Source organism: Actinoplanes awajinensis subsp. mycoplanecinus (assembly GCF_001509495.1).
GTDB classification, from domain to species: Bacteria; Actinomycetota; Actinomycetes; order Mycobacteriales; family Micromonosporaceae; genus Actinoplanes; species Actinoplanes palleronii.
In genome coordinates this window covers 1-23386 of the sequence record NZ_LLZH01000320.1, presented here as the reverse complement: position 1 = coordinate 23386, position 23386 = coordinate 1, and the positions used below count along the sequence as shown (strand labels likewise).

Sequence of the window (23386 nt, the reverse complement as noted above, 5' to 3'; positions counted from 1 at the left end):
CCGGATGTCAGGCGACGGCGGCGAGCAGCTGGAGTTTCTCGTAGCTCGCCGAACCGGGCGCCGCGGTGAACACGAGCAGGACCTGTTCCTGCTCGGCGTCGTAGAGGTTCTGGCACCACAGCTCGAGCTCACCGAGCTGCGGGTGCACCAGGGTCTTGCGGTCGACCTGCACCAGGCCGACCTGGTGCTCGTCCCAGATCGCGGCGAACTCGTCACTGGCCGCCAGCAACGCCGTGACGATCTCACCGGCCCGGCCCCGCGGGTCGGCGGTGTACGCCCGGCGCAGGTTCGCCGTGAAGTACCGCGCGTGCCTGGGGTGGTCCACCTCGGGGTAGACCCGCCGGCTGGCCGGATCGGTGAACCAGCGGTAGACGGTCGCCCGGGCCAGTCCGGTGTACCGGGTCTCGTCGCCGAACAGCGCGAGGGCCATCGGGGTCTGCCGCAGCGTCTCGCCGAACCGGGACAGCACCATGGCCGGGGTGTCCATCAGCCGGTCGACGATCCGCATCATCCCGGGGCTGATGTGGTCGTCGCGCAGTGACCGCCGCGGCGCCGGGTGCCCGCCCAGCTGGAACAGGTGATCCCGCTCGGCGAGGCTCAGGTGCATGGCCCGGGCCAGCGCGGCCAGCATCTGGTCGGACGGCGCCGGCCCGCGCTGCTGCTCGATCCGCCCGTAGTAGTCGGCCGACATGCCGGCCAGCGACGCCACCTCCTCCCGGCGCAGTCCCCCGGTGCGACGGCGCGGGCCGCGGGGCAGCCCGACGTCCTCCGGCTGCAGCGCCTCACGCCTGGTTCGCAAGAAATGGGCCAGTTGTTCCCGATCCATGACCCAAGTCTGCCCTTCCCCCGGCGCCGGATGAAGGTCATGGTTATCCCCGGACAACAAGTCCCCGGACATCGCGAATTGACGCGGGCTGTCACTCTCAGGGGACACACAGCGAACGGGAACGGGGCTCATGGCGAACGGATTCATCGAGGCCGCACTGAGCTTCCCGACCGTTCTCCTGACACCACTGCTGATCCTCGTCATCGGGTACTGGATCGTGGTCATCGCCGGTGGCGCCGACCCGGAGGCCGGGCACGAGTACGGTGCGCTGCTCGGCGTACCCGTACCGATCTTCGTCTCGCTCCTGGTCGCGCTCGCCTGGTTCGGCACGCTGGCCGGCAGCGAGTGGCACCGGACGGTCCCGCTGTGGATCATCCCGGTCGCCGCCCTGGTCCTGGCCGGGATCATCACCCGGCTGGTGGCGATCCCGCTGCGCCGGCTGATGCCGACCGGGCCGGACGCCTCCCGCGCCGATTTCGTCGGTCTCACCTGCGTGATCCGGACCGGCCGGGTGACCCGGACCTTCGGTCAGGCCGAGGTGCACTCCCCGGACGGCTCCTCGGCGATCGTCCAGGTCCGGCAGACCGGTCAGGACTCCTTCGCGGCCGGCACGGTCGCCCTCATCTACGACGTCGACCTGGAAGGCGAGTTCTTCTGGGTCGTTCCTGCCGATATCGCCAAGAAAGGCCTTTGATGGACGTTGTCTCCACGGGTTTCGGTGTGCTGATCGCCGTAATCGTCCTCGTCGTGATCGGCGTGCTGTTCTTCTTGAGCCGGATGTTCCGCAAGGTGGAGCAGGGCAAGGCGTTGATCGTCTCCAAGGTGCGCCGGGTGGACGTCACGTTCACCGGCGCGGTGGTGCTGCCGGTGCTGCACAAGGCCGAGTTCATGGACATCTCGGTGAAGACGATCGAGATCGCGCGCACCGGCCGGGAAGGGCTGATCTGCCGGGACAACATCCGCGCCGACATCCGGATCACCTTCTTCGTCCGGGTCAACAAGACCACCGAAGACGTGATCAAGGTGGCTCAGGCGATCGGCACCGCCCGGGCCAGCAACGAGGCGACGCTGCAGGAGCTGTTCAGCGCGAAGTTCTCCGAGGCCCTGAAGACCGTCGGCAAGCAGCTCGACTTCGTCGACCTCTACACCAAGCGCAACGACTTCCGGGACCAGATCATCGAGGTGATCGGCACCGACCTCAACGGGTACAGCCTGGAGGACGCGGCGATCGACTTCCTCGAGCAGACCCCGGTCACCTCGCTCGACCCGAAGAACATCCTGGACGCGCAGGGCATCCGGAAGATCACTGAGCTGACCGCGATCGAGGCGATCCGCACCAACGACTTCCGGCGCAACGAGGAGAAGGAGATCACCCGCCAGGACGTGGACGCCCGCGAGGCGATCCTCGAGCTGGAACGCCGGAAGGCGGACGCGGAGATCAAGCAGCGCCGGGAGATCGAGACCGTACGGGCCCGCGAGGAGGCCGAGATCGCCCTGGCCCGGGCCGAGGAGACGCTGCGCAGCGAGTCCGCCCGGATCAAGACCGAGCAGCAGCTGGGCGTGCAGTCGGAGAACAAGAACCGGGAGATCGCGGTCGCCGAGAAGAACCGCGAGCGGGTCATCGCGATCGAGACCGAGCGCATCGAGAAGGACCGGATGCTCGAGGTGATCGGCCGCCAGCGGGAGACCGAGCTGTCCACCATCTCCAAGGACAAGGAAGTCGAGACCGAGAAGCGGACCATGGCCGAGGTGATCCGGGAGCGGATCGCGGTCGACAAGACGGTCGCCGAGCAGGAAGAGAACATCAAGCGCCTGCGCGTCGTCGAGGAGGCCGAGCGGACCCGCCAGGCCGTCATCATCAACGCCGAGGCCGAGGCGCAGGAACTCCTGGTCAAGGACATCAAGGCGGCCGAGGCGGCGGAGTCCGCGGCCAAGTTCAAGGCCCGCGAGATGCTGCTGCTCGCCGAGTCCCGGCAGCAGGCCGCCGAGCTCGACGCCCGCGCCAAGATCCGGCTGGCCGAGGGCACCCAGGCCGAGGCCGCCGCGGCCGGTCTGGCCGAGGTGCAGGTCCGGGACCGCGCCGCCGAGGTGTACGAGAAGACCGGCCGCGCCGAGGCCGTGGTGGAGCGGGAGAAGGCCCTGGTCGCCGCGGAGGCGATCAAGGAGAAGCTGCTCGGCGAGGCGATCGGCCTGGAGCAGAAGGCCAGCGCGATGGCCACACTCGACGACGTCACCCGCGCGCACGAGGAGTACCGCCTGCGGCTGGAGATGGAGAAGGAGATCCGGCTGGCCGGCATCCACGTGCACAAGGAGATCGCCGAGGCGCAGGCCATGGTGATCGCCGCGGGACTGGAGAAGGCGGACATCGACATCGTCGGTGGCGACTCGGTCTTCTTCGACAAGCTGATCGGGTCGATCACGATGGGCAAGAGCATCGACGGGTTCGTCGAGCACAGCTCGGTGGTGCAGGGCATGGGCGCCCGGTACCTCAACGGTGAGGGCAACCTCGCCGACGACCTGCACAAGCTCGCCAGCTCGGTCTCCACCGCGGACGTCGCCAACCTCAGCGTGGCGGCGGCCGTGGCGAACCAGCTCAAGAAGGACCAGTCTGAGTGACCGGAACCGACATCGACGCCGGCACCTACGAGGTGCTCCGGGCCCGGCTCGGCGCCAAGGCCCGTGAGCTGGCCACCCGGGCCGAGACGCTCAACGCCCGCCGGGTCGAGGTCTTCGGTGCTCAGCAGACCGCACTGCTGAGCACCGAGCGGATCCGCACCGGCAACAACTGCGTGCCGGTCGACGTGGCGCCGGCCGGGGACGCGCTGCTGTTCGGCGCGAACGCGTTCCTCGGGATGAAGGCCGAGACCGCGGTCGACGACGTGTTCGCCGTCGTCGACCGGCAGTTCCAGCCGGTCCACCACGCCGGGTTGCTGGACGACCCGGCGTTCCGGCGGGACTTCGCCGAGCTGTACCGCTACTACAAGGAGACCCGGCTGCGGCAGCTGCGCCGGGTCGAGGGGCTGCTGCTCGCGGTCTTCCAGACCGGTGCGCGCGCCGACGACCTGAAGGTGCTGCGCTGGCGGGTCGGGCTCGACGGGTCGGTGGCCTACCAGGACGCCCGCGGGGAACGGGACCACGTGCTCCCGCCGACGCACGACTTCACCTGGACGCCGACCACCCGCGAGCAGCACGTGCTGGGCCGGCACCCGCACGTGTCGATCGAGGACGAGGTGTTCGTCGAGGCGGTCGGTGGCACGCTGACCGTCAAGGTGGAGAACAACACCGAGGACGGCGAGGGGATCTTCTCCGAGCCGGTGGACGAGCCGTTGCAGAGCCTGGCCGACGCGGAGATCGCGTACGCCCGGGTCGGGCCGCTGATCCTGCTGCGGGTGCTGCCGTACCAGGAGACCACGCACCGGTACCTGGTGTTCAACACGCGCACCAACGACGTGCAGCGCCTCGACGGGATCGGGCAGGCCTGTCGCCGGCTGCCCGAGGACCAGGGCGTCATCTTCCCCGGCGGGTACTACCTGGCCACCGGGGTGGCGAAGACGTTCGACCAGGACACCGGCGGGCTGGAGTTCGAGCGGGTGATCCGCTCGGTCAACGGCGAGGACGTGCTGCACGTCTTCCACGACGCCGGGTCGGGGCGGTACCTGCTGCTGCCGTACAACGTGATCCGCAAGGAGGTGGCCACGCCGATCGCGGGCCACGGCTATGCGATCTTCGACGACGGCACGCTCGTGGTGCTGCGCAGCCCGGGTGACGAGCCGACGCGGGTGCACCCCGTACAGGTGTGGCAGACGTCGTACGTCTCGGATGCCCACGCCGCGGCCCAACCTGCCGGAACCGGACCGCTCGACCGGATCGGCAACGCCGATCTGGTCCGGGGCATCGCCGACGCGCTCTCGGTGACCCGGATGGTCGACGAGATGTCCGCGGCCGGGCCGGTCTTCGAGGCGATCATCGCGGCCTGCACCCGGGCCTTCGACACCTACCACTGGATCGGCGACGAGGAGCTGGAGAACCTCGCCGAGCCGCTCGCCGAGGTGCGCGCCGCGGCCACCCAGGTGCTCGACGAGTTCGCGTCGGTGCAGGCCCTGACCGCGCAGGCGGCCCAGGCGATGGCCGACGCCGAGGCGGCGGCCGGCACGCTGATCCGCCGCGCCGAGTCCGAGGCGCCGACCACCACCAGCGGCTGGGTGGCCCGGCTCGCCGAGCTGCGGCGCGAACGCGGCAAGCTGGCCGGCCTGCGCGAGATGCGGTACGCCGACCTCGACCGGCTGGACGGGATCGGCGCGACGCTGGTCACCGCGACCGACGAGACCGCCCGCCGCGCGGTCGAGTTCCTGCGCCGCCCGGACGCGTTCACCGACTACCAGACCGTGGTCGAGGAGCTGGCCGTGCAGGCCGCCGCGATCGGCACGGTCGCCGAGGCCGAGCCGGTCCGCGACCGGATCGGTGAGCAGTCCGACGGCCTGCAGGTGGTCACCGAGGTGGTCGGCGGGTTGGAGATCGCCGACGCCACCGTGCGGGTGTCCATCCTGGAGCAGATCGGCACGGTGCTCGGCGGCCTGAACCGGGCACGGGCCACGCTGGACGGTCGCAGCCGGGACCTGGCCGCGATCGAGGGCCGGGCCGCGTTCGCCGCCGAGTTCGCGCTCTTCGGCCAGTCGGTGGCCGCCGCGCTCGCCGCCGCCGACACCCCGGAACGCTGCGACGAGCACCTGGCCCGGCTGATGGCCCAGGTGGAGACGCTGGAGACCCGGTTCGGCGACGTCGACGACTTCGGTGAACGGCTGGCCGCCAAGCGCACCGAGGTCTACGAGGCGATCGCCGGGCGCCGGCAGTCGCTGCTCGACGAGCGGGCCCGGCGCGCCGACAAGCTGGCCGCGTCGGCCCGCCGGATCCTGGACGCGGTGCACCGCCGGATCACCACGCTCGGCGACCAGGACGAGGTGAACACGTATTTCGCCACCGACCCGATGGTGGCGAAGGTCCGCTCGGTCGCCGACGAGTTGCGCGCGGGCGGCGACACGGTCCGCGCCGAGGAGCTGGACGGGCAGATCAAGGCGGCCCGGCAGGAGGCGTCCCGGGCGCTGCGGGACCGGCTCGACCTGTTCGGCGACGGCGGGATCCGGCTGGGCCGGCACACGTTCGCGGTGAACGAGCAGGCCATCGACCTGACCCTGGTGCCGCACGACGGCGGGCTGGCGTACGCGATCACCGGAACCGACTACCGCGCGCCGGTCCGCGATCCCGGATTCGAGGCGACCCGGCCGTTCTGGGACCAGCCGCTGATCTCCGAGCACCGGCAGCTGTACCGTGCGGAACACCTGGCCGCGGCGATTCTCGCCGAGAATCCCACGGCCGCGGCCACCGCACTGACCGATGGCACGCTGCGGGACCTGGTGCGCCGGGCCGCCGAGCAGAGGTACGACGAGGGCTACGAACGCGGCGTGCACGACGCCGACGCCACGGTGATCCTGGACGCGCTGCTGCGACTGCACGCGGCGGCCGGGTTGCTGCGCTATGACGCGTCGACGCGCGCTGCGGCACAGTTGTTCTGGGCTTCCGGCACCACGCCGGAGCAGCGGAAGCTGTGGACCCTGCGCGCGTCGTCGCTGGTCCGGGCGCGGGAGCTGTTCGGCTCGGCCGGCTCCGCGCTGGACGAGCTGCGGTCCGAGTTGGACACCGCGGCCGGCGCCCCGGTCGGTGACTATCTGGTCGAGGAGCTGGCGGCCGGGCACGGTTTCGCCACCAGTGCGAGCGCGCGGACCCTGCTGGACCGGTTCCATCGCGAGCTGGGTGGTGCCCGGTTCGCCGACGACCTGCGGGCATTGGAGTCGGATCCCACCGCCCAGCGTCAGTTGGCACATGCGTGGCTGAGCGCATTTTTAATGGCTAAGCCTGATGCAGGGGATAAATCCGACTTGGACGAGGCGGTCGCTGTTGAGCTGACCGGAGCAAAGCTGTCACGTTATGACGTGTCCGCTGCCACCAGCGAGACGGTCACCGGGCTGCTCGGGGTGCATCCGCGCATTACCGACGGCGGGCTCAACATCCGCTTGGACGCCCTGCTCGCCCAAACCCGAGATTTCCGAAATATCAGGATGCCGGCCTTCCGCGCCTACCAGAAACAGCGCGCCACCCTCGCCGCCACCGAACGCGACCGGCTCCGCCTGGACGAGTTCAAGCCCCGGGTGATGACCACGTTCGTCCGCAACCAGCTGCTCGACGACGTCTACCTGCCGCTGATCGGCGACAACCTGGCCCGGCAGCTCGGCGCGGCCGGCGACGACAAACGCACCGACCGTTCCGGCCTGCTGCTGCTGATCTCCCCGCCCGGCTACGGCAAGACCACGCTGATGGAGTACGTCGCCGACCGGCTCGGCCTGGTCTTCGTCAAGGTCAACGGCCCGGCGCTGGGGCACGGCGTCACGTCGCTGGACCCGGCCGACGCGCCGGACGCCACCGCCCGGCAGGAGGTGGAGAAGATCTCGCTGGCCCTGGAGATGGGCAACAACGTGCTGCTCTACCTGGACGACATCCAGCACACCAACCCGGAGCTGTTGCAGAAGTTCATCTCGCTCTGCGACGCCCAGCGCCGGATGGAGGGTGTCTGGGACGGCCGGACCCGGACGTACGACCTGCGGGGCAAGCGGTTCGCGGTGTGCATGGCGGGCAACCCGTACACCGAGACCGGGCGGCGGTTCCGGATCCCGGACATGCTCGCCAACCGGGCCGACGTGTGGAACCTCGGCGACGTGCTGTCCGGCCGGGAGGACCTGTTCGAGCTGTCCTATCTGGAGAACGCGCTGACCGCGAACACCGTGCTGGCGCCGCTCGCCGGGCGGGACTCCGGTGACCTGCCGCTGCTGATCCGGCTGGCCGAAGGGGACGAGGCGGCCCGGGCGGATCGGTTGTCGTACCCGTACTCGGCGGCCGAGCTGGAGCAGATCCTGGCCGTGCTGCGCAAGATGAAACGGGTGCAGCGGGTGGTGCTGCGGGTCAACCAGACGTACATCGCCTCGGCCGCCCAGTCCGATACCAGCCGGACCGAGCCGCCGTTCAAGCTGCAGGGGTCGTACCGCAACATGAACAAGCTCGCCGAGCGGATCGTGCCGGCGATGAACGACGACGAGCTGGAGCAGATGCTCGACGACCACTACCTGGGCGAGGCGCAGACCCTCACCGGTGGCGCCGAGGCCAACCTGCTCAAGCTGGCCGAGATCCGTGGCCGGCTGGACCCGGCCCGGGAGCAGCGGTGGGCCGAGGTCAAGGCCGGGTACCTGCGCGAGCAGGCGCTCGGCGGCAGCGAGGCGGATCCGATGGTCCGGGCGGCCGGCGCGGTCGCCCTGGTGGCCGACCGGGTGGCCGGCGTCGAAGCGGCGATCGGCCGCCTCAGAGCGGCGGAAGCTGGGTAGCGAGCTGACCGGCGGCATTGGCCAGGGCGGTGAACCCGTCCTCGCTGATGTCGTCGTCCTCGTGCAGGTCGACGAGCTTCTTGGCGAAGTCCTTGAGCCGGCGGGCGGCCGCCTCCTGGTCGTTCTTGCGCAGCGACTCGGCGACCTTGCGCAGCCGCTGGCTCAGCGACCGGGCGTCGTCCCGCTCCAGCTCGTCCCGGCGGACCAGCAGGCCGAGCTCGCGCTGCATCTGCTGGAGCAGCAGACCCGGCCGGACCTGCTGCGTGGCGACCGGCTTGGTGGTGGGCTTGCTGGTCGGCGGCTTGCTGGTGGCCTTCGTGCTGGTCTCGACGAGCGGCTCGACGGTGGTCAGCGCGGGCGCCGGGACCGAGCTGGTCACCGGGGCCGCGACCGGGGCCGGAGTGTCGTCGTCCGAACCGGAGAACGCCCAGTACCCGATCGCGACGGCCAGGAACGCGCCGGCCGAGCCGAGCACGATCAGCCGGCGGCGACCGGCCGCGGCGTACTTGTCGTCGCGGCTAGCCACCGTCGGCATCACGGTGGTGGGCCAGTCCGGCGCGGACGGCCGCGGATCATGCATGTTCGACACGGCCGACATCATGCCAGCCCGGGCGGTCAGCGCAAGATTTACAGACTGACCGGCAGCTCCTCCAGGCCGCGCAGCAGCAGGCCGGGGCGCCAGCGCAGGTCCTCGGCCGGGATGTCCAGCCGCAGGTCCGGGTGCCGGTCGAGCAGCGCGGTGAAGGCGATCTGCGCCTCCAGCCGGGCCAGCGGAGCGCCGAGGCAGTAGTGGATGCCGTGCCCGAACGCCAGATGATGCGAGTTCGGGCGGTCCAGGCGCAGCTCGTCGGCGTCCGGGTACTGATCGGTGTCCCGGTTCGCCGACAGCAGCGAGACCACCACCGGATCGCCGGCCGGGATGGTCACCCCACCGATCTCCACGTCCTCGGTGGCTACCCGGAAGGTGGCCGTCTCGACCGGTCCCTCGTACCGGAGAAATTCCTCGATCGCACCCGGCAGCAATCCGCGGTCCGCACCCAGACGCTCCCACTCAGCCCGGTCGCGCAGCAGCAGGTAGGCGCCGTTTCCGATCAGGTTGACGGTGGTCTCGTGCCCGGCCACCAGCAGCAGGAAGACCATCGAGGAGAGCTCCTCCTCGGTCAGCCGGTCCTCGGCGTCCCGCACCTGGATCAGGCCGGACAGCAGGTCGTCACCGGGTTTCGCGCGGCGCTCGGCGAGCAGGGTGTGGATGTATCCGACCATCGCCTCGATCGCCGGACCCAGTTTCGGCCCGGCCTGCGACCCGGCGACGACCGCGTTCGACCACTCGCGGAAGTCGTCCCGGTCCTCGGCCGGCACCCCGAGCAGCTCGCAGATCACCTGGATCGGCAGCGGGAAGGCGAACGCGTCGATCAGATCGACCTTCTTCTCCTTCTCGATCCCGTCCAGCAGTTCCGCGGCGATCTGCTCGATCCGCGGCCGCAGCGCCTCGATCCGGCGGCCGGTGAACGCGGCCGAGACCAGGCGGCGCAGCCGGGTGTGATCCGGCGGGTCGACCGCGAGCATGTGCTTGGAGATCGCCGCGCCGATGCCCGGGCCCATCGCCGCGGGCGGAGCGGTCCCGGCCGTCCGGGAACCACCGCCGGCCTGCCCGGACCCCATCGGGAAGGATTTCTTCGACAGCCGCGGATCGGTGAGCGCGCGCCGGGCGTCGTCGTAACGGGTGATCAGCCAGGCCTCCAGGCCGCTGGGCAGCCGGGCGCGGCGGACCGGTCCGGTGCCGCGCCAGGACGCGTAGGACGGATGCGGATCGGCCTGGAATGCCGGGTCGCCAAGATCAACAAGCTCCCGTGTCATGGTTCCTCCCCCGATAGCCGGAATCGACTACCGACAATACCTTTCGATCCTCAACCTCAAGATCAAATTCACGATGTCGTGCGTCCGCCGGGGTACAGACCGCCGCTCCCGCCGGGACCCCTCCGGGCTCCGCTGGCCGCTACGCGTCCACAACGCGGCCCCCTCCGGGGCGACGTCCGCGTGTGGTCACGGTCAGACCCCTAACCCCGGTGCCGTCCAGCGCGGAGCAAACCGAAACTCCCCACGCAGGGCTGAAAACCGCCGAGCGTGGGGAGTTTGGGCGCGGAACGCACCGAAAGTCCCCACACAACGCGTGACAAGCACGAGCGTGGGGAGTTTGGGCGCGGAGCGAACCGAAAGTCCCCACACAACGCGTGACAAGCACGAGCGTGGGGAGTTTGGGTGACTGGGGCTGCGAGCTGCGTCAGCGGGCCTGTTCGGGGGCGTAGCGGGCCAGGGTCAGCTGCTCGATCACGCTGATCAGGGTGTAGAGCACGATCGAAGCGACCGTCACGATGGTCACCCCGGTCCACATGCGATCGAGTTCGAACGTGGTGACCGCGGCGAGCATCAGGTAGCCGAGCCCCTTGCCGGTGGCCAGCCACTCCGCGAGCAGGGCACCGACCAGAGCCAACGGCGCAGCCACCCGCAGCGCGGCGAACAGGGCCGGCAGCGCTCCGGGCAGCTGCACCCGGAACAGGGTGGCGAACGGCGACGCGCCGTAGGCCCGCATCAGGTCCACAGACGACCTCGGCACGGACCGGAGCGCGAGCGACACGTTCACCAGCACCGGGAAGAACGTCACGATCCCGGCGATGACCGTGACCGCGAGCAGCCCACGCCCGAAGATCAGGGCGATCAGCGGGGTCATCGCGACGAGCGGCACCGCCCGCAGCGCCATCGCGATCGGCAGCAGGGTCTGCTCGACGCTGCGCCACAGTGCGAAGGCGATCGCGGTGACCAGGGCGGCGACCGCCCCGCCGATCAGGCCGAGGAACGCGTCGACCGCGGTGACCTGGCTGGCCTCGCGGAGCAGGGCGCGTTCCGCGGTGTTCGCCGGGTCGGTCAGGTAGTTCCAGACGTCGAGCGGGCCGCGGGTCAGGAACGGGTCCAGGTCGAAGCCCTTGACCAGCAACTGCCAGACGCCGCAGATCACCGCCACCGAGAGCAGCGCGCCGCCGACCCCTTTGGCCAGCCGGAGCACGGCCCGCCGGGCGACGTGCCGTTCCAGCGACGCCGCGACCGGTGCGGCGGCGGCAACCGGAGCGGCAACCGGGGCGGTCATCGGACGGTCCTCGGCGCCCACGGCGTGAGCAGCCGGCCGACCAGCGCGGTCAGGCCGTAGGCGGCGCCGGAGAGGGCGGTCGCGACCAGCGCGATCCCCCACGTCCGTTCGACCGCGAGACTCTGCTGCGAATTGATCATCGCGACTCCCAGTCCGGATTCGGCGCCCAGGTACTCGCCGATGATCGCGCCGAGCATGGCGGCCGGCGCGGCGATCCGCAGACCGGCGAAGAGGCTGGGCAGGCTGGCCCGCAGGCGCACCCGCCACAGCTGGGTCCAGCTGCCCCCGCCGTACGCGCGGACCAGGTCGAGGCTGGTGCGGTCCGCGCTGCGCAGCCCGACCAGCGCGCCGACGAGCGTGGTGAAGATGACCGACAGCGCGGCCAGAATGACCTTGGGAGTGTCGTCGCTGAACAGCACCGCGAGCACCGGACCGATAGCGATCACCGGTAGGCAGTAGCTGGCCAGCGCGAGCTGCATCAGCGCCTTCTCCACGAGCGGCACCTGCACCATCACCACGGCCAGCACGATCGCGATCGCGTTGCCCCAGAGCCAGCCCATCCCGGCTTCGCGCAGCGTGGTCTCGACATTGGGCCAGTAGAAGCCGAACCCGTCGGCGAAGAGCTGCCCGAGGATCGCGGTCGGTGGCGGTACCGCACGGCTGTCGGCGAAGACGGTCCGCCCGACCACCTCCCAGATCACCAGGAGGGTGAACAGTCCGCCGGCGCCGAACACCCACTGCGGCGACTTCCTCATCCGACCGGCTCCTCAACCGCCGCCGAAGCAGCGGAAGCGGGAGCGGACGCGTTGTCGAAGAGCAACGCGCTCAGCTGATCCTCCAGCTCGTGGAATCGCGCCGTCCGCATCATCTCCGGCGTCCGCGGCCGGGGCAGGTCGATCTCCACCTGGGCGACGATCCGGCCCGGCCGGGCGCTCATCACCGCGACCGTGTCGGACAGGAAGACCGCCTCGGCGATCGAGTGGGTGACCAGCAGCGTCGTGGTGGCCCGCTCGGTCCAGATCCGCTGCAGCTCCAGGTTGAGCCGCTGCCGGGTCATCTCGTCGAGGGCGCCGAACGGCTCGTCCAGCAGCAGGATCTTCGGCTCGACGACCAGCGCGCGGGCGATCGCCACGCGCTGGCGCATACCGCCGGAGAGCTGCGCCGGGCGCGCCTGCTCGAAACCTTCCAGCCCGACCAGTTTGATCAGATCCGCGATCGTACGATCGTCGACCTTGACCCCGCTGACCTCCAGCGGCAGCCGGATGTTCGCCTCCACCGAACGCCACGGCAGCAGCGCGGCGTCCTGGAAGGCGATACCGAGGTGGTGGTTGCGCCGGGTCGCCGCCGGCGCCTCGCCGTGCACGAACGCCTCACCCGAGGTGGGCTGTTCCAGGTCGGCGAGGATGCGCAGAATCGTCGACTTGCCGCAGCCGGACGGCCCCAGCAGCGTGACGAACGCGCCCGCCGGGGTGTCCAGGTCCACGTTGTCCAGTGCGGTGACGGTCGACCGGCGGATCGCGAACTGCTTGGTCAGACCGCGCAGCACAATCCCCCGGTCGGCGGTCCCGGTCAGGACGCTGCCTTCAGCGACGGGTTCTCGGTGTACAGCTCCTTGATCAGGGAGAGGTCGAAGAGCTGGTCCTTGCTGATGGTCACGCCGCCGAGGGCGAGCGTCTTGATGGTCTCGTCGACCAGCTCGTCGGTGATCGTGAACAGGCCGTTGGCCTTGGTGTCCGCGGTCTGCACGACGGTGTTCTGGGCGGCCGACTCGAGGGCCTGCTCGGCCGCGTCCAGGCCGAGGTCCTTGCCGTACTTGGTGGCGGCCAGGTCGGCGCCCACCTTCGGGTCGGCGAGCGACTCGGTCCAGCCCTTGATGTCCGCGGTGAGCAGCGCCTTGAGCTTGTCCCGGTCCGAGGTGAGGCTGGACTTCTTGACCACGTAGACCTCGGAGACCATCGGGTAGCCGTGGTCGTTGAGGAGCATCACCGCGGTGTCGACGCCCTTCATCTTGAGCAGGTTCGGCTCGTTGGTGAAGAACGAGAACCAGCCGTCGACCTCCTTGGAGACCAGCGGGGACGGGTCGAACTGGGCCGGCACCTTGGTGATCTTGCTGGGGTCGAGGTTGTTCGCCTTGAGGAACGCGTTCCAGACCGGCTCGTTGGTGGCCTGCACGCCGATCTTCTTGCCGATCAGGTCCTGCGGGGTGGTGAGCGGGGTCGCGGCGAGACTGACGATCGCGAACGGGTTCTTCTGGTACTGCGCGCCGATCACGACGAGGTCGGCGCCCTTGAGGATGGCGGCCGCGGTGATGTCCGGCGAGGAGATGCCGACCAGCGCCTTGCCGGACGCGACCACCGCGTCCTGGCTGACGCTCGGGCCACCGGCCATCAGGTTGACCGAGCTGAACCCGGCCGCTGTGTAGTAGCCCTTGGAGTCGGCGATGTAGGCGCCGGCGAACTCCACGTTCTTCACCCAGGAGAGCTGGTAGTTCAGCGCGCCGAAGCTCTTCGCGCCGCCGGAGGCGGAGGTCGCGGGCGAGTCGCTGTCATCGCCACACGCGGCGAGCAGTGCCGCCGAGATGCCGAGACCGGCCAGTCCGGCGCCACCACGCAGCAGGGCCCGCCGGTTCATATATGCAGTCACGCGAAGCTCACTTTCCCTCAAGAGGGCCCGACGCTAACCACGGCTCGTTTCGCGGCAGTTTCGCGCATTGAGCCGGGATGTAGCGCTCTCCACCTGCTTGTTTCGCAAGGTGTCGAATCGGTCGAGTGAGCCGTGGGGCAACCGCCGCCGGCGCCGGTTCAGCCGCCGCTGCGGCGCGGCGAACGGGGTGGGCGAACCGGGAGACGGGGCCGGCGTGGTGCCGAACGAACCGGACGCTCCGGCCTGCAGCAGCTACATTCGGTGACCACAACGATACGGGGGTACAGCGGGTCTGCGCTGGCCACGGTGATGGTTCCCCTTCCGGGAGCGTCTCGGGTGTCCACTATGCGTCACCAACCCCGCGGCAGTCCCCGCACTTGAGGTTCTTTTAAAGATCATCTCACCGACGGCTAACCTCCAGTGACCACCCCGCCGGACGGAGCACGGACGGAGCAGCCGCAGCGCCATGATTCCCCGACTACGCCGTGCCCTCGCCGGTGTCCTCGCCGTCACCCTGCTGGCGGCGGCCGGCTGCACGGCCGACGACTGGCCCGCCGTGCCCGCCCCCAGCACCGCGACCGGTGGCGACCCGCGACCCAACATCGTCTTCGTGCTCACCGACGACCTGTCGACGAACCTGGTGCCGTACCTGCCGAGCGTCCTCGCCCTGCAGAAGGAGGGCACGACGTTCACCGACTACACGGTGACCGACTCGCTGTGCTGCCCGTCCCGGGCCTCGATCCTGCGGGGTCAGTACCCGCACCACACCGGGATCTTCAAGAATCACGGCGCGGACGGCGGCTTCCAGCTCTTCCACAGCCGCGGCGAGGAGAAGTCGACCTTCGCGACCGACCTGCAGGCGGCCGGGTACCGCACCGCCTTCCTGGGCAAGTACCTCAACGAGTACCTGCCCAGAAACACCCAGGGCACCGGCCGGCCGTACGTCCCGCCGGGCTGGGACGAGTGGTACGTGGGCGGCAACGCCTACCAGAACTACGACTACGCGCTGAACGAGAACGGCGTGGTGACCACGTACGGCCACCGGCCCCAGGACTACCTGACCGACGTGCTCTCCGCGAAGGCGTCGGCGTTCATCACCACCGCGGCGGCGAGCGGCCGGCCGTTCATGATGGAGGTGGCCACTTACACGCCGCACTCGCCGTACACCCCGGCGGCGGCGGACACGGCGAAGTTCCTGGACGTCAAGGCACCCCGGACGGCCGCCTACGACACGATCCCGGACCACGCGCCGCACTGGCTGTCCCGCCACGCGCCGCTGACCACGAAGCAGCGGCAGACCCTCGACCTGGAGTTCCGCCGCCGGGTGCAGGCCGTCCAGTCGGTCGACCGGATGATCACCTCACTGCGGGCGACCCTGGACCGGGCCGGCGTGGCCGGTGACACGATCGTGGTGTTCAACTCCGACAACGGCTACCACATGGGTGAGTACCGGCTGACCTCCGGCAAGCAGACCGCCTTCGACACCGACGTGAACGTGCCGCTGGTCGTGGCCGGTCCGGGCGTCCGGGCCGGGCAGACCGTGCCCGCCGTGGTGGAGAACATCGACCTGCGCCCCACCTTCGCCGAGCTGGCCGGTACGACAGCACCCGCCCCGGAGGTGGACGGGCGCAGCCTCGTGCCGCTGCTCTCCGGCGCCACCCCGCCGGACTGGCGGGACACCGCGCTGATCGAGCACCGGGACCCGGCCACCGACCCGCACGACCCGGACTACGAGCGGGACAGCGCGAACATCCCGCCGGCCTACAACGCGCTGCGCACCAGGACCTTCACCTACGTCGAGTACGTGGACAGGTCGAAGGAGTTCTACGACCGGACCACCGACCCGGCGATGCTCGACAACGTCATCGCCCAGCTCACCCCGCAGCGGCTGGCCCAGCTGCACCAGCAGGTGCTGACCCTGACCGCCTGCGAGGGCCAGAGCGCCTGCGCGACCGCCGGCCGATCCCAAAGGTCCGGAAGCTAGAACGGCGTACGGCGCCCGAACGACGGCATGTCGGTACGGCTGATCACCGGGTACATGCTGGAGTGCACCTGCCAGGACGGCTCACGACGAGGCTCCGGCGACGGCGTGTGTGACCGGACCATCGCCTGCAGCATGTCCCGCAGCGCGGTGTGCAGCCGCGGGTCGGCGACCAGGCCGTGCTCGTCCACGGTGCGGATGTCCAGCGGCAGCCGTACGCAGGCCGGGCGCAGCAGCCGCGCCCCGCCGTGCTCGAGCACCGACTCCAGCCCGGCCCGGGCGCCGTCGTCCCGGCCCGGCGCGACAACGGACAGCCAGGCCGCCGCCTTCCCGGTCAGCTCGCCGCCGTCGACCAGCCAGTCGAGCAGGTTCTTCAGGCTGCCGGGCAGCGAGCCGGCGTATTCCGGGGTGCTGAACAGCAGCACGTCCGCGGCGATCACCCGGCGGCGCAGGTCGGCCACCGATTCCGGCGGCGCCGGATCACCGGGCACGAACGCCGGCAGCCCGGCCAGCCCCGGATAGAAGACGGCGTCGACCTCGTACGGGGCGACCCGGACGGCGGTACGCAGGGCCGCGGAGTGCAGCGAGCCCTCCCGGGTGCTCCCCGAGATCAGCAGGACGCAGGTCATGGCGCCGACCTTACGTCCCCGTGCCGAACGCCCCGCTCACAGCGAACTGTCAGATGTTTGGCGCACACCCGGTGCGTCCGTCCGATCGTTCACTCGGTGAAGCTTGCGCCTCGTGAGGTTCCGCCTGCGGTGCGTACCGTTGATTTTGATCCTGCTCCTGACCACCTCTTGTGAGGCGCCGCGGCCGGCGCCCCGGCCGGTGCTGCCCGCCGCCGTGATCCGGGTCGATCAGGTCGGCTGGGCCGATCGGGAAACCAAGATCGCGATGCTGCTGGCCCCGGCCGACGCCGCCGGCGCGAAGGCCACAGTGGTCGACGAGCACGGACGCGAGGTGCTCGCCACCACGGCCGGACCCAGCCGGGGCGCCTGGAATCCGCGCTATCGCGCGATCAATCCTGTCGACCTCAGTGCGCTGCGCACGCCGGGCACCTATCGGGTACGCGTGAACGACCGAGTCACCGCGGAGTCCCCGGCGTTCCGGATCGACGCCGCCGGCAAGCTCTACCCCCCGCTCGTGGCCGATTCGGTCCGCTACTTCCAGGCGCACCGGGACGGCGCCGACCAGGTCGACGGCCCCTGGCAGCGGGCCGCCGCGCACCTGGACGACAAGTCCGCGAGGGTCTACCGGACGCCCGATGACGACGACACCTCGCTGACCGCCACCGGCACCACGATCGACGCCGAGGGCGGCTGGTACGACGCCGGCGACTACCTCAAGTTCACCCACACCACGGCCTACGCCCTGATCGCCATGCAACTCGTGCAACGGGACGGCCCGGCCCCCGCCACCCTGGCCGCCGAGATCGACCACGGGATGTCCTGGCTGACCAGGATGTACCGCGACGGCGTGCTCTACACCCAGGTCGGCGTGGCCGGGAACGACGAGTTCCTGGGTGACCACGACAGCTGGCGGCTGCCCCAGGCCGACGACGGTCTGGCCGTGGAGCCCGGCGACCAGCGCTACTACCAGCGCTACCGGCCGGTGTTCCGGGCCGCCGCCCCGGGCGACCCGATCAGCCCGAACCTGGCCGGCCGGGTGGCCGCCGCGTTCGCGCTCGCCGCCCAGCGGGAGGCGGGCACCGACCCCGCCGCGGCCCGGTCCCACCTGGCCACCGCCGCCAAGATCTTCGGGCAGGCGAACACCGGTACCGACGGCGACCTGGTCACCACCGTGCCGAACGCGTTCTACCCGGAGGAGACCTGGGCCGACGACCTGGCGCTGGGCGCCGCCGAGCTCGCCCTGGCCGCGAAGGCACTCGGCGACCAGCGGGTCGCCGAGTGGACCGCGCAGGCGACCCGCTGGGCCGACGAGGCCGGCGGGGGCGACGACGGCCTAACCGTTTACGACGTCGACCCGATCGCCGACGCCGAGCTGTACCGGCTGGCGCCGTCCACCGTGCTCGTCCAGGACATGCGCGGCCGCCTGGACAAGGCGGTGAAGGCGGCCGCCGCCGATCCGATGGGCGCGGCCACCGGCACCGGCGGCTCGGACTACGCGGCCCGGCAGCTGGGCTGGGCGGCCACCGCCACGCTCTACCGGCAGATGACCGGCGACGACCGGTACGCGGCGTTCGCCACCGCCCAGCGCGCCGTCGCCCTGGGTGCCAACGGCTGGGGGATGTCGCTGGTCATCGGCGCCGGGGACGTCTACCCGCAGTGCCCGCACGACCAGATCGGCACGCTGACCCGCTCGTCGATGACCGGTGGCGTGGTCAACGGGCCGAACACCGCCGACCGGGTCGAGTCGCTCGCCTCGGAGTCGCCCAGCACGCTCTGTTCCGCCGGGTCCTACGAGATCTTCGACCGGGCGGACGCGCAGTACGTGGACGACATGCGGATCTCCGCGACGAACGAGCCGTCGATCGACTTCACCGCCACCGGCATGCTGGCCTTCGCCCTGATCCACTGATCCACTGATCCACTGAGACCGGAGACCGGAGACCGGAGACAAAAGGATCCACAGAGACCGGAGGAAAGATCCACTGAGGCCGGGAGCGAAGATCCACCAAGGAAAACGTGCCACAGTCCCGGATCGGTGAACTGATTACGGACGGTAGGCGTATCCCGAGGCGAGTCGCGTCGGGCAGGGATGCCCGGAACGGTGGCGGCCGTACCGCCTGCCCGATGCGACCGGCAGTCGACAACGATCGGGAGTGTGATGTGCCATGGCGCAATCCGACCTCACGGTGGAGATCGACGGGCGGCCCGAGCCGGCCCGGACGGTCGAGTACACCGCGGCGATGTGCGGCGAGACCATGGCCGGTGCGGCCTGGCTGACCCGGCACGACGCCGGGAGTGAGGACTTCTGCAGCCGAGTGGCCCTGGTCTGCCTGAACCAGCTGGACCGCGCCTTGATCAACGGTCGAGCCGGTTGAGAGGAATCGACCTGGCCGAGAGAAAGAAGAACGGCCCCGGGAAACCCGGGGCCGTTCTTCTGCGTGGTGCGCCGCGTAGGACTTGAACCTACAACCCGCGGATTAAGAGTCCGCTGCTCTGCCAGTTGAGCTAGCGGCGCTGGCCAACGAGAGAGAACGCTAGCACACCCCCGGGGTCAGCCTCGCGAACGGGGCAGACAGCACTTCTTGTACTTGGCGCCGGAACCGCACCAACACGGAGCGTTGCGCTGCGGCGGCCACACGACGGCGCCGCCCTGGTCGCCGATCGTGTCGGCGTAGTCGGTGTGCACCCCCGGATCGTCCGGCTCGACACCATTCGCGGCGGCGAACGCGACGAGCCCGTCGACCGAGCCCCGGAACAGCCCCAGCCGCATCACCCCGGACGACGACCAGGTCGCCAGGGTCTGCTCCAGCAGCTCCCGGTGCCGGTCCCAGTCCGCGCCGTACGCCTCGGCCTGCTCCGGCCAGCGGGCCAGCAGCGTGGCCAGCTCCGGCTCCGGCCAGAAGAGCACCGCGCGGCCCTCGTCCGGCTCCGGCGCCTCCACCGCGGCCTCCATCTCGTGGTAGAGGTCGTCCAGGTCGTCGTGGGACAGCTCCAGGCCCTCGCGCACCCGGTGCCGCTCCTTGATCAGCGCGAACAGCAGCTCGACCTCGGCGTAGTCCTGCTCGTCCCGCGGGGCGCGCTCGATCACCGTGCGGACCGCCTCGGTCAGCCACTCCAGGGCCACCGTGGCCCGGTCACAGGCCTCCAGGGCGGCCGGGACGTACGACGCGGCCAGTGGATCGCGGAGCAGCTCGGGCCGCACCGCGGCGAACTGCTCGAGCCCCTCGTCCTCGCGTCCCGACTTCACCAGGAGCTCCGCCCAGCAGGACCGGGCGAACGGACCGCCACCCGGCGCCGTGGTGGCCCGCTCGGCATACCCGAGGGCCGCCGGAAGATCACCGGCCTGCTCGGCCAGCTCGGAGGCGAGCAGCAGCGCGTGCGAGGCGTCGGCCGGATCAGCCAGCCGGTTCTGCTCGACCGCGTCGACCAGGTCGGCGACGACCGGCATCGGGTCGTCCAGGTCGAAGGCCTGGTGGGCGAGGATGTCGAGGTCATCGAGGGTGACCGTGGCGTCGGAAGGCACGGGCAACCCTAACCCCACCCGGATACGACGAAGGCCGCGCCACCCGGAGGTGACGCGGCCTTGATCACGTTGTGCGCCGCGTAGGACTTGAACCTACAACCCGCGGATTAAGAGTCCGCTGCTCTGCCAGTTGAGCTAGCGGCGCTGGCAACGAGAAAACGGTAGCACGGCCCCCGGAGATCCTTGAAATCGACCGCTTCCCTCCTTAAGGGGGACCCGGAATTTGCGCGCGTGCGTCACGATGTCTGCGCCGAGAACTCCAGAACGGGGCACGACCATGCTTGACCTCCGCCGCTGTGTGGCGACGCTGCTCGCACTGGCCGTGACTGTGCCGCTCGCGGCCTGCGGCGATGACAAGTCGCCGGAGGCGGCCGTTGCGGCGAGCGCCGGGCCGGCCACCTCCACGGCACCGATCCCGGAGAGCGCCACCGTCGACGCCGGGCCCGCCACGGTGGCCGTCACTCCGGCCACCGGCAAGAAGAACGTGCCGGTCAGCGCGGAGATCGGGCTGAAGGTGAGCAACGGCGAGGTCACCTCGGTCCAGCTGACCGACAGCAAAGGCAAGGCCGTCGCCGGCGAGCTGCGCGCGGACGGTTCGGCGTGGGTGCCGGGCAAGACCCTGAAGACCAACCAGACGTACGCCGCGCAGGTCACCGCGACCGCCGCCGACGGCACCACCACCACGGCGAAGACCAGCTTCACCACGATGGGCGCGCCCGGCAAGCGCACCGGCACCGGCCTCTACCTGTTCGACGACTACACGTACGGCGTGGCCATGCCGGTGGTGGTCGAGTTCAACCCGGGCATCAAGAAGGCCGACCGGGCCGCCGTGCAGAAGCGGATGTTCGTCGAGACCACGCCGGCCCAGCCGGGCACCTGGTCCTGGACGTCCAGCGGCACTCAGGCGTATTACCGCGCCCCGGAGTTCTGGCAGTCCGGCACCACGCTGAAGGTGCGGATCGCGGTCGGTGGCCTGCCCACCGGCAAGGGCTTCTACGGCGACAAGGACCGGGCGGCGACCGCCAAGATCGGTCGCAAGTTCGTGATGAAGGTCGACAACGCCACCAAGAAGATGACCGTCCTCAAGGACGACAAGGTGGTCAAGACCATGCCGGTGAGCCTCGGCAAGTCGAGCACCCCGTCCTCCAGCGGCACCATGGTGATCATCGAGAAGATGTCGCACACCGTCTTCGACACCACCGACACCGACCCGGAGAACGGCTACAAGACCCCGATCGATTACGCGCAGCGGCTGACCTGGAGTGGCCAGTACATCCATTCCGCGCCGTGGTCGACGGGCGCACAGGGTCGCCGGAACGTGTCGCACGGATGTGTCAACGTTTCCCCCTCGAACGCGACCTGGCTGTTCGACAAGACGCTTGTCGGCGACCCGGTCACGGTGAAGGGCACCGGCGACAAACTGGACTACGGCAACGGCTGGACGCCATGGGACGTGAGCTGGGAGAAGTTCGCCGAGGGCAGTGCGCTCCCGGTGCCCGCGGGCCTCGGCTGACCGGCCTCGCGACCCGGTCCGATTCAGCGTTTGCCCGGTCACACCGATAGGGCAAGCAGTGAGTACCGGCACGAATCCGGGATTGGTCAACTGGCTTTTGTGGAGCAGTATTGGGCGCCGGGGGAGATACGACGCCGTGAGGGGACCATGGAAATGGATCAAGTTCAGTCGGCAGGGCTGAGGTCGGCGGGGCTGAGCCAGCCGGCCGGCAGCGGTCGGCGCCGGGTGCGCACGGCCATGGTCGCGCTGCTGGCCGGGAGTCTGCTCTTCACCGCCGCGTGCAGCGGCAGCAAGACACCGAGCTGGAACGGTGGCGGTTCCGGCAATACCACTGGCAACGCCGCCGGTGACCCGTCGCCCGAGCCCACGCTGAGCACCGTCGCGGTGACCTCGCCGGCCGCCGCCGCCACCGGCGTCGAGGCCTGGTCCGACGTGAAGTACACCAGCGAGGACCCGGACAACACCACCGTCAAGGTGACGGATTCCCAGGGCGAAGAGGTCAAGGGAACCGTCGACAAGGACGACAGCGTCTGGCACCCCGCCCAGTCGATGGACTGGGGCAGTGAATACACCGCCACGGTCAGCACCCCGGCCGCCGAGGGCAAGAACAACACGGTCACCAGCACGTTCACCACGATGAAGAAGCCGGCGAACCTGGTCCGGGTGACAAGCTTCCTCGGCGACGGCAACACCGTCGGCGTCGGCATGCCGCTGATCATCAAGTTCGGCCGGGCGATCCCGGAGAAGTACCGGGCGGACGTCGAGCGCAAGATGGTGGTCACCGCCACGCCCGCGCAGGAGGGCACCTGGCACTGGATCAGCCCCACCGAGGTGCACTTCCGGCCGAAGGTGTACTGGAAGGCGTACTCGAAGGTCTTCTACAAGGTCCAGCTCAAGGGCGTGAAGATGGGTGACGGGTGGTACGGCCGCTCCGACCTCACCGTCGACATGAAGATCGGCCGCTCGCTGGTCATGACCGTCTCGAACAAGACCAAGGCCATGACGGTCAAGCAGGACGGCAAGACGATCAAGACGATCCCGGTTAGCCTGGGCAAGAAGGCCACGCCGTCGTCGAGCGGGACCATGGTGGTGATCGAGAAGAAGGAGCACACCGTCTTCGACACCACCGACACCGACCCGGCCGGCGGTTACAAGACCAACATCGACTTCGCGCAGCGGATCACCTGGAGCGGCCAGTTCATCCACGCCGCCCCTTGGTCCGAGGGCGTGCAGGGCAAGTCCAACGTGTCGCACGGCTGTGTGAACGTCTCCGAGGCGATGGGCAAGTGGCTCTTCGGCCGCACCCTGATGGGCGACGTGATCACGGTGTCCGGCACCGAGGAGAAGCTCAAGAACGGCAACGGCTGGACCGACTGGAACATGAGCTGGGACGAGTACAAGAAGGGCAGCGCCCTGAGCTGATCGTCAACACCCCGCTCGGCGCGGGCCCGGTCTCTTTCGACCGGGTCCGCGTTCTTTTTTTCGGTACGACCGGAGCACCCCAGGGGCCGCCTCCCCCACCTCACCGACCGCGCCCGGGGCGGAAGCCGTAGCGTGGTTGGAATGTCAGCATGTGCACGACTTGTCGCCCTGGTCCTGGTTGCTGGCCTCACCGGCTGCGGCTCGGAGCAGGCGCCCGGGTCGACGGCGGCCGTGCCGACGACCGAACCGGGCACGATCGCCGACCCGCCCTCCCCCGCCC

Annotated in this window: 17 protein-coding genes and 2 tRNA genes; 8 read left to right on the top strand and 11 right to left on the bottom strand. The window is 70.0% G+C overall.

What is annotated here, in order from left to right; genetic code table 11:
- Window positions 1-7: 7 nt before the first annotated feature.
- Window positions 8-826 (bottom strand): helix-turn-helix transcriptional regulator, encoded by an 819-nt coding sequence (locus tag ADL15_RS43365; protein WP_067705139.1) that lies wholly within the window; start codon window positions 824-826, stop codon window positions 8-10.
- 130 nt (window positions 827-956) lie between these two features.
- Between ADL15_RS43365 and ADL15_RS43360 the strand changes: the two genes are divergently transcribed.
- Genes ADL15_RS43360 through ADL15_RS56715 form a run of 3 tightly spaced genes read left to right on the top strand, consistent with a single transcriptional unit; the run spans window position 957 to window position 8253 of the window.
- Window positions 957-1520: an OB-fold-containig protein gene (locus tag ADL15_RS43360; RefSeq protein WP_067705137.1), complete on the top strand. Its 564-nt coding sequence runs from the start codon at window positions 957-959 to the stop codon at window positions 1518-1520.
- Window positions 1520-3442 (top strand): SPFH domain-containing protein, encoded by a 1923-nt coding sequence (locus ADL15_RS43355; RefSeq protein WP_067705135.1) that lies wholly within the window; start codon window positions 1520-1522, stop codon window positions 3440-3442. The genes ADL15_RS43360 and ADL15_RS43355 overlap by 1 nt, the downstream gene beginning before the upstream one ends.
- Complete coding sequence (locus ADL15_RS56715; protein WP_067705134.1) at window positions 3439-8253, top strand: DNA repair ATPase; 4815 nt, start codon at window positions 3439-3441, stop codon at window positions 8251-8253. Before ADL15_RS43355 ends, ADL15_RS56715 begins: the two co-directional genes overlap by 4 nt.
- Here ADL15_RS56715 and ADL15_RS43345 read toward each other — a convergent pair.
- From ADL15_RS43345 to ADL15_RS43320, 6 genes are all read right to left on the bottom strand, one after another.
- Entirely contained in the window at window positions 8231-8833 is a 603-nt protein-coding gene (locus ADL15_RS43345; RefSeq protein ID WP_394326990.1) for an FIMAH domain-containing protein, read from the bottom strand. The two genes, ADL15_RS56715 and ADL15_RS43345, sit on opposite strands and share 23 nt — an antisense overlap.
- Before the next feature lie 47 nt (window positions 8834-8880).
- On the bottom strand, window positions 8881-10110 hold the full coding sequence (locus ADL15_RS43340) for a cytochrome P450 family protein (RefSeq protein WP_067705128.1): 1230 nt from the start codon (window positions 10108-10110) through the stop codon (window positions 8881-8883).
- A gap of 424 nt (window positions 10111-10534) precedes the next feature.
- Window positions 10535-11395: an ABC transporter permease gene (locus ADL15_RS43335; RefSeq protein ID WP_083972477.1), complete on the bottom strand. Its 861-nt coding sequence runs from the start codon at window positions 11393-11395 to the stop codon at window positions 10535-10537.
- A complete protein-coding gene (locus ADL15_RS43330; protein ID WP_067705125.1) occupies window positions 11392-12150 on the bottom strand; it encodes an ABC transporter permease in 759 nt (252 codons plus the stop codon). Before ADL15_RS43330 ends, ADL15_RS43335 begins: the two co-directional genes overlap by 4 nt.
- The gene (locus ADL15_RS43325; RefSeq protein WP_157441964.1) at window positions 12147-12941 is read right to left on the bottom strand and encodes an ABC transporter ATP-binding protein; all 795 of its coding nucleotides are present in this window, start codon (window positions 12939-12941) and stop codon (window positions 12147-12149) included. Before ADL15_RS43325 ends, ADL15_RS43330 begins: the two co-directional genes overlap by 4 nt.
- Window positions 12942-12964: 23 nt before the next feature.
- Window positions 12965-14038, bottom strand: a complete 1074-nt coding sequence (locus ADL15_RS43320; RefSeq protein WP_232344912.1) for an ABC transporter substrate-binding protein — start codon at window positions 14036-14038, stop codon at window positions 12965-12967.
- A 466-nt stretch (window positions 14039-14504) separates the two neighbouring features.
- Here ADL15_RS43320 and ADL15_RS43315 point away from each other — a divergent pair, with 466 nt between their 5' ends.
- On the top strand, window positions 14505-16022 hold the full coding sequence (locus ADL15_RS43315; protein ID WP_067705117.1) for a sulfatase family protein: 1518 nt from the start codon (window positions 14505-14507) through the stop codon (window positions 16020-16022).
- On the opposite strand, the gene ADL15_RS43310 is transcribed toward ADL15_RS43315, so the two are convergent.
- Window positions 16019-16648, bottom strand: a complete 630-nt coding sequence (locus tag ADL15_RS43310; RefSeq protein ID WP_067705114.1) for an NADPH-dependent FMN reductase — start codon at window positions 16646-16648, stop codon at window positions 16019-16021. The two genes, ADL15_RS43315 and ADL15_RS43310, sit on opposite strands and share 4 nt — an antisense overlap.
- Window positions 16649-16760: 112 nt before the next feature.
- On the opposite strand from ADL15_RS43310, the gene ADL15_RS43305 reads away from it, so the two are divergent.
- Both ADL15_RS43305 and ADL15_RS43300 read left to right on the top strand, forming a co-directional pair.
- Window positions 16761-18557 carry a glycoside hydrolase family 9 protein gene (locus tag ADL15_RS43305; protein WP_067705111.1) on the top strand — a complete coding sequence of 599 codons (1797 nt, stop codon included), beginning with the start codon at window positions 16761-16763 and terminating at the stop codon, window positions 18555-18557.
- A gap of 256 nt (window positions 18558-18813) precedes the next feature.
- Window positions 18814-19023 carry a hypothetical protein gene (locus ADL15_RS43300; protein ID WP_067705109.1) on the top strand — a complete coding sequence of 70 codons (210 nt, stop codon included), beginning with the start codon at window positions 18814-18816 and terminating at the stop codon, window positions 19021-19023.
- A gap of 64 nt (window positions 19024-19087) precedes the next feature.
- Here ADL15_RS43300 and ADL15_RS43295 read toward each other — a convergent pair.
- The 3 genes from ADL15_RS43295 to ADL15_RS43285 form a co-directional block, all read right to left on the bottom strand.
- Window positions 19088-19163: transfer RNA gene (locus ADL15_RS43295), tRNA-Lys, on the bottom strand.
- A 36-nt stretch (window positions 19164-19199) separates the two neighbouring features.
- On the bottom strand, window positions 19200-20171 hold the full coding sequence (locus ADL15_RS43290) for an SEC-C metal-binding domain-containing protein (protein ID WP_083972469.1): 972 nt from the start codon (window positions 20169-20171) through the stop codon (window positions 19200-19202).
- A 72-nt stretch (window positions 20172-20243) separates the two neighbouring features.
- Window positions 20244-20316: transfer RNA gene (locus ADL15_RS43285), tRNA-Lys, on the bottom strand.
- 132 nt (window positions 20317-20448) lie between these two features.
- Here ADL15_RS43285 and ADL15_RS43280 point away from each other — a divergent pair.
- Together ADL15_RS43280 and ADL15_RS43275 are read left to right on the top strand one after the other, a co-directional pair.
- Window positions 20449-21684 (top strand): L,D-transpeptidase, encoded by a 1236-nt coding sequence (locus tag ADL15_RS43280; RefSeq protein WP_067705104.1) that lies wholly within the window; start codon window positions 20449-20451, stop codon window positions 21682-21684.
- 153 nt (window positions 21685-21837) lie between these two features.
- Window positions 21838-23106, top strand: a complete 1269-nt coding sequence (locus tag ADL15_RS43275) for a L,D-transpeptidase (RefSeq protein WP_083972468.1) — start codon at window positions 21838-21840, stop codon at window positions 23104-23106.
- The last annotated feature ends 280 nt before the right edge of the window (window positions 23107-23386 follow it).

Excerpts from the sequence above, each read along its gene's own strand:
- ADL15_RS43365 (WP_067705139.1), bottom strand. The coding sequence starts at position 826 with ATGGATCGGGAACAACTGGCCCATTTCTTGCGAACCAGGCGTGAGGCG.
- ADL15_RS43360 (WP_067705137.1), top strand. The coding sequence starts at position 957 with ATGGCGAACGGATTCATCGAGGCCGCACTGAGCTTCCCGACCGTTCTC.
- ADL15_RS43355 (WP_067705135.1), top strand. The coding sequence starts at position 1,520 with ATGGACGTTGTCTCCACGGGTTTCGGTGTGCTGATCGCCGTAATCGTC.
- ADL15_RS43345 (WP_394326990.1), bottom strand. The coding sequence starts at position 8,833 with ATGCATGATCCGCGGCCGTCCGCGCCGGACTGGCCCACCACCGTGATG.
- ADL15_RS43340 (WP_067705128.1), bottom strand. The coding sequence starts at position 10,110 with ATGACACGGGAGCTTGTTGATCTTGGCGACCCGGCATTCCAGGCCGAT.
- ADL15_RS43335 (WP_083972477.1), bottom strand. The coding sequence starts at position 11,395 with ATGACCGCCCCGGTTGCCGCTCCGGTTGCCGCCGCCGCACCGGTCGCG.
- ADL15_RS43330 (WP_067705125.1), bottom strand. The coding sequence starts at position 12,150 with ATGAGGAAGTCGCCGCAGTGGGTGTTCGGCGCCGGCGGACTGTTCACC.
- ADL15_RS43315 (WP_067705117.1), top strand. The coding sequence starts at position 14,505 with ATGATTCCCCGACTACGCCGTGCCCTCGCCGGTGTCCTCGCCGTCACC.
- ADL15_RS43310 (WP_067705114.1), bottom strand. The coding sequence starts at position 16,648 with ATGACCTGCGTCCTGCTGATCTCGGGGAGCACCCGGGAGGGCTCGCTG.
- ADL15_RS43300 (WP_067705109.1), top strand. The coding sequence starts at position 18,814 with ATGGCGCAATCCGACCTCACGGTGGAGATCGACGGGCGGCCCGAGCCG.
- ADL15_RS43280 (WP_067705104.1), top strand. The coding sequence starts at position 20,449 with ATGCTTGACCTCCGCCGCTGTGTGGCGACGCTGCTCGCACTGGCCGTG.
- ADL15_RS43275 (WP_083972468.1), top strand. The coding sequence starts at position 21,838 with ATGGATCAAGTTCAGTCGGCAGGGCTGAGGTCGGCGGGGCTGAGCCAG.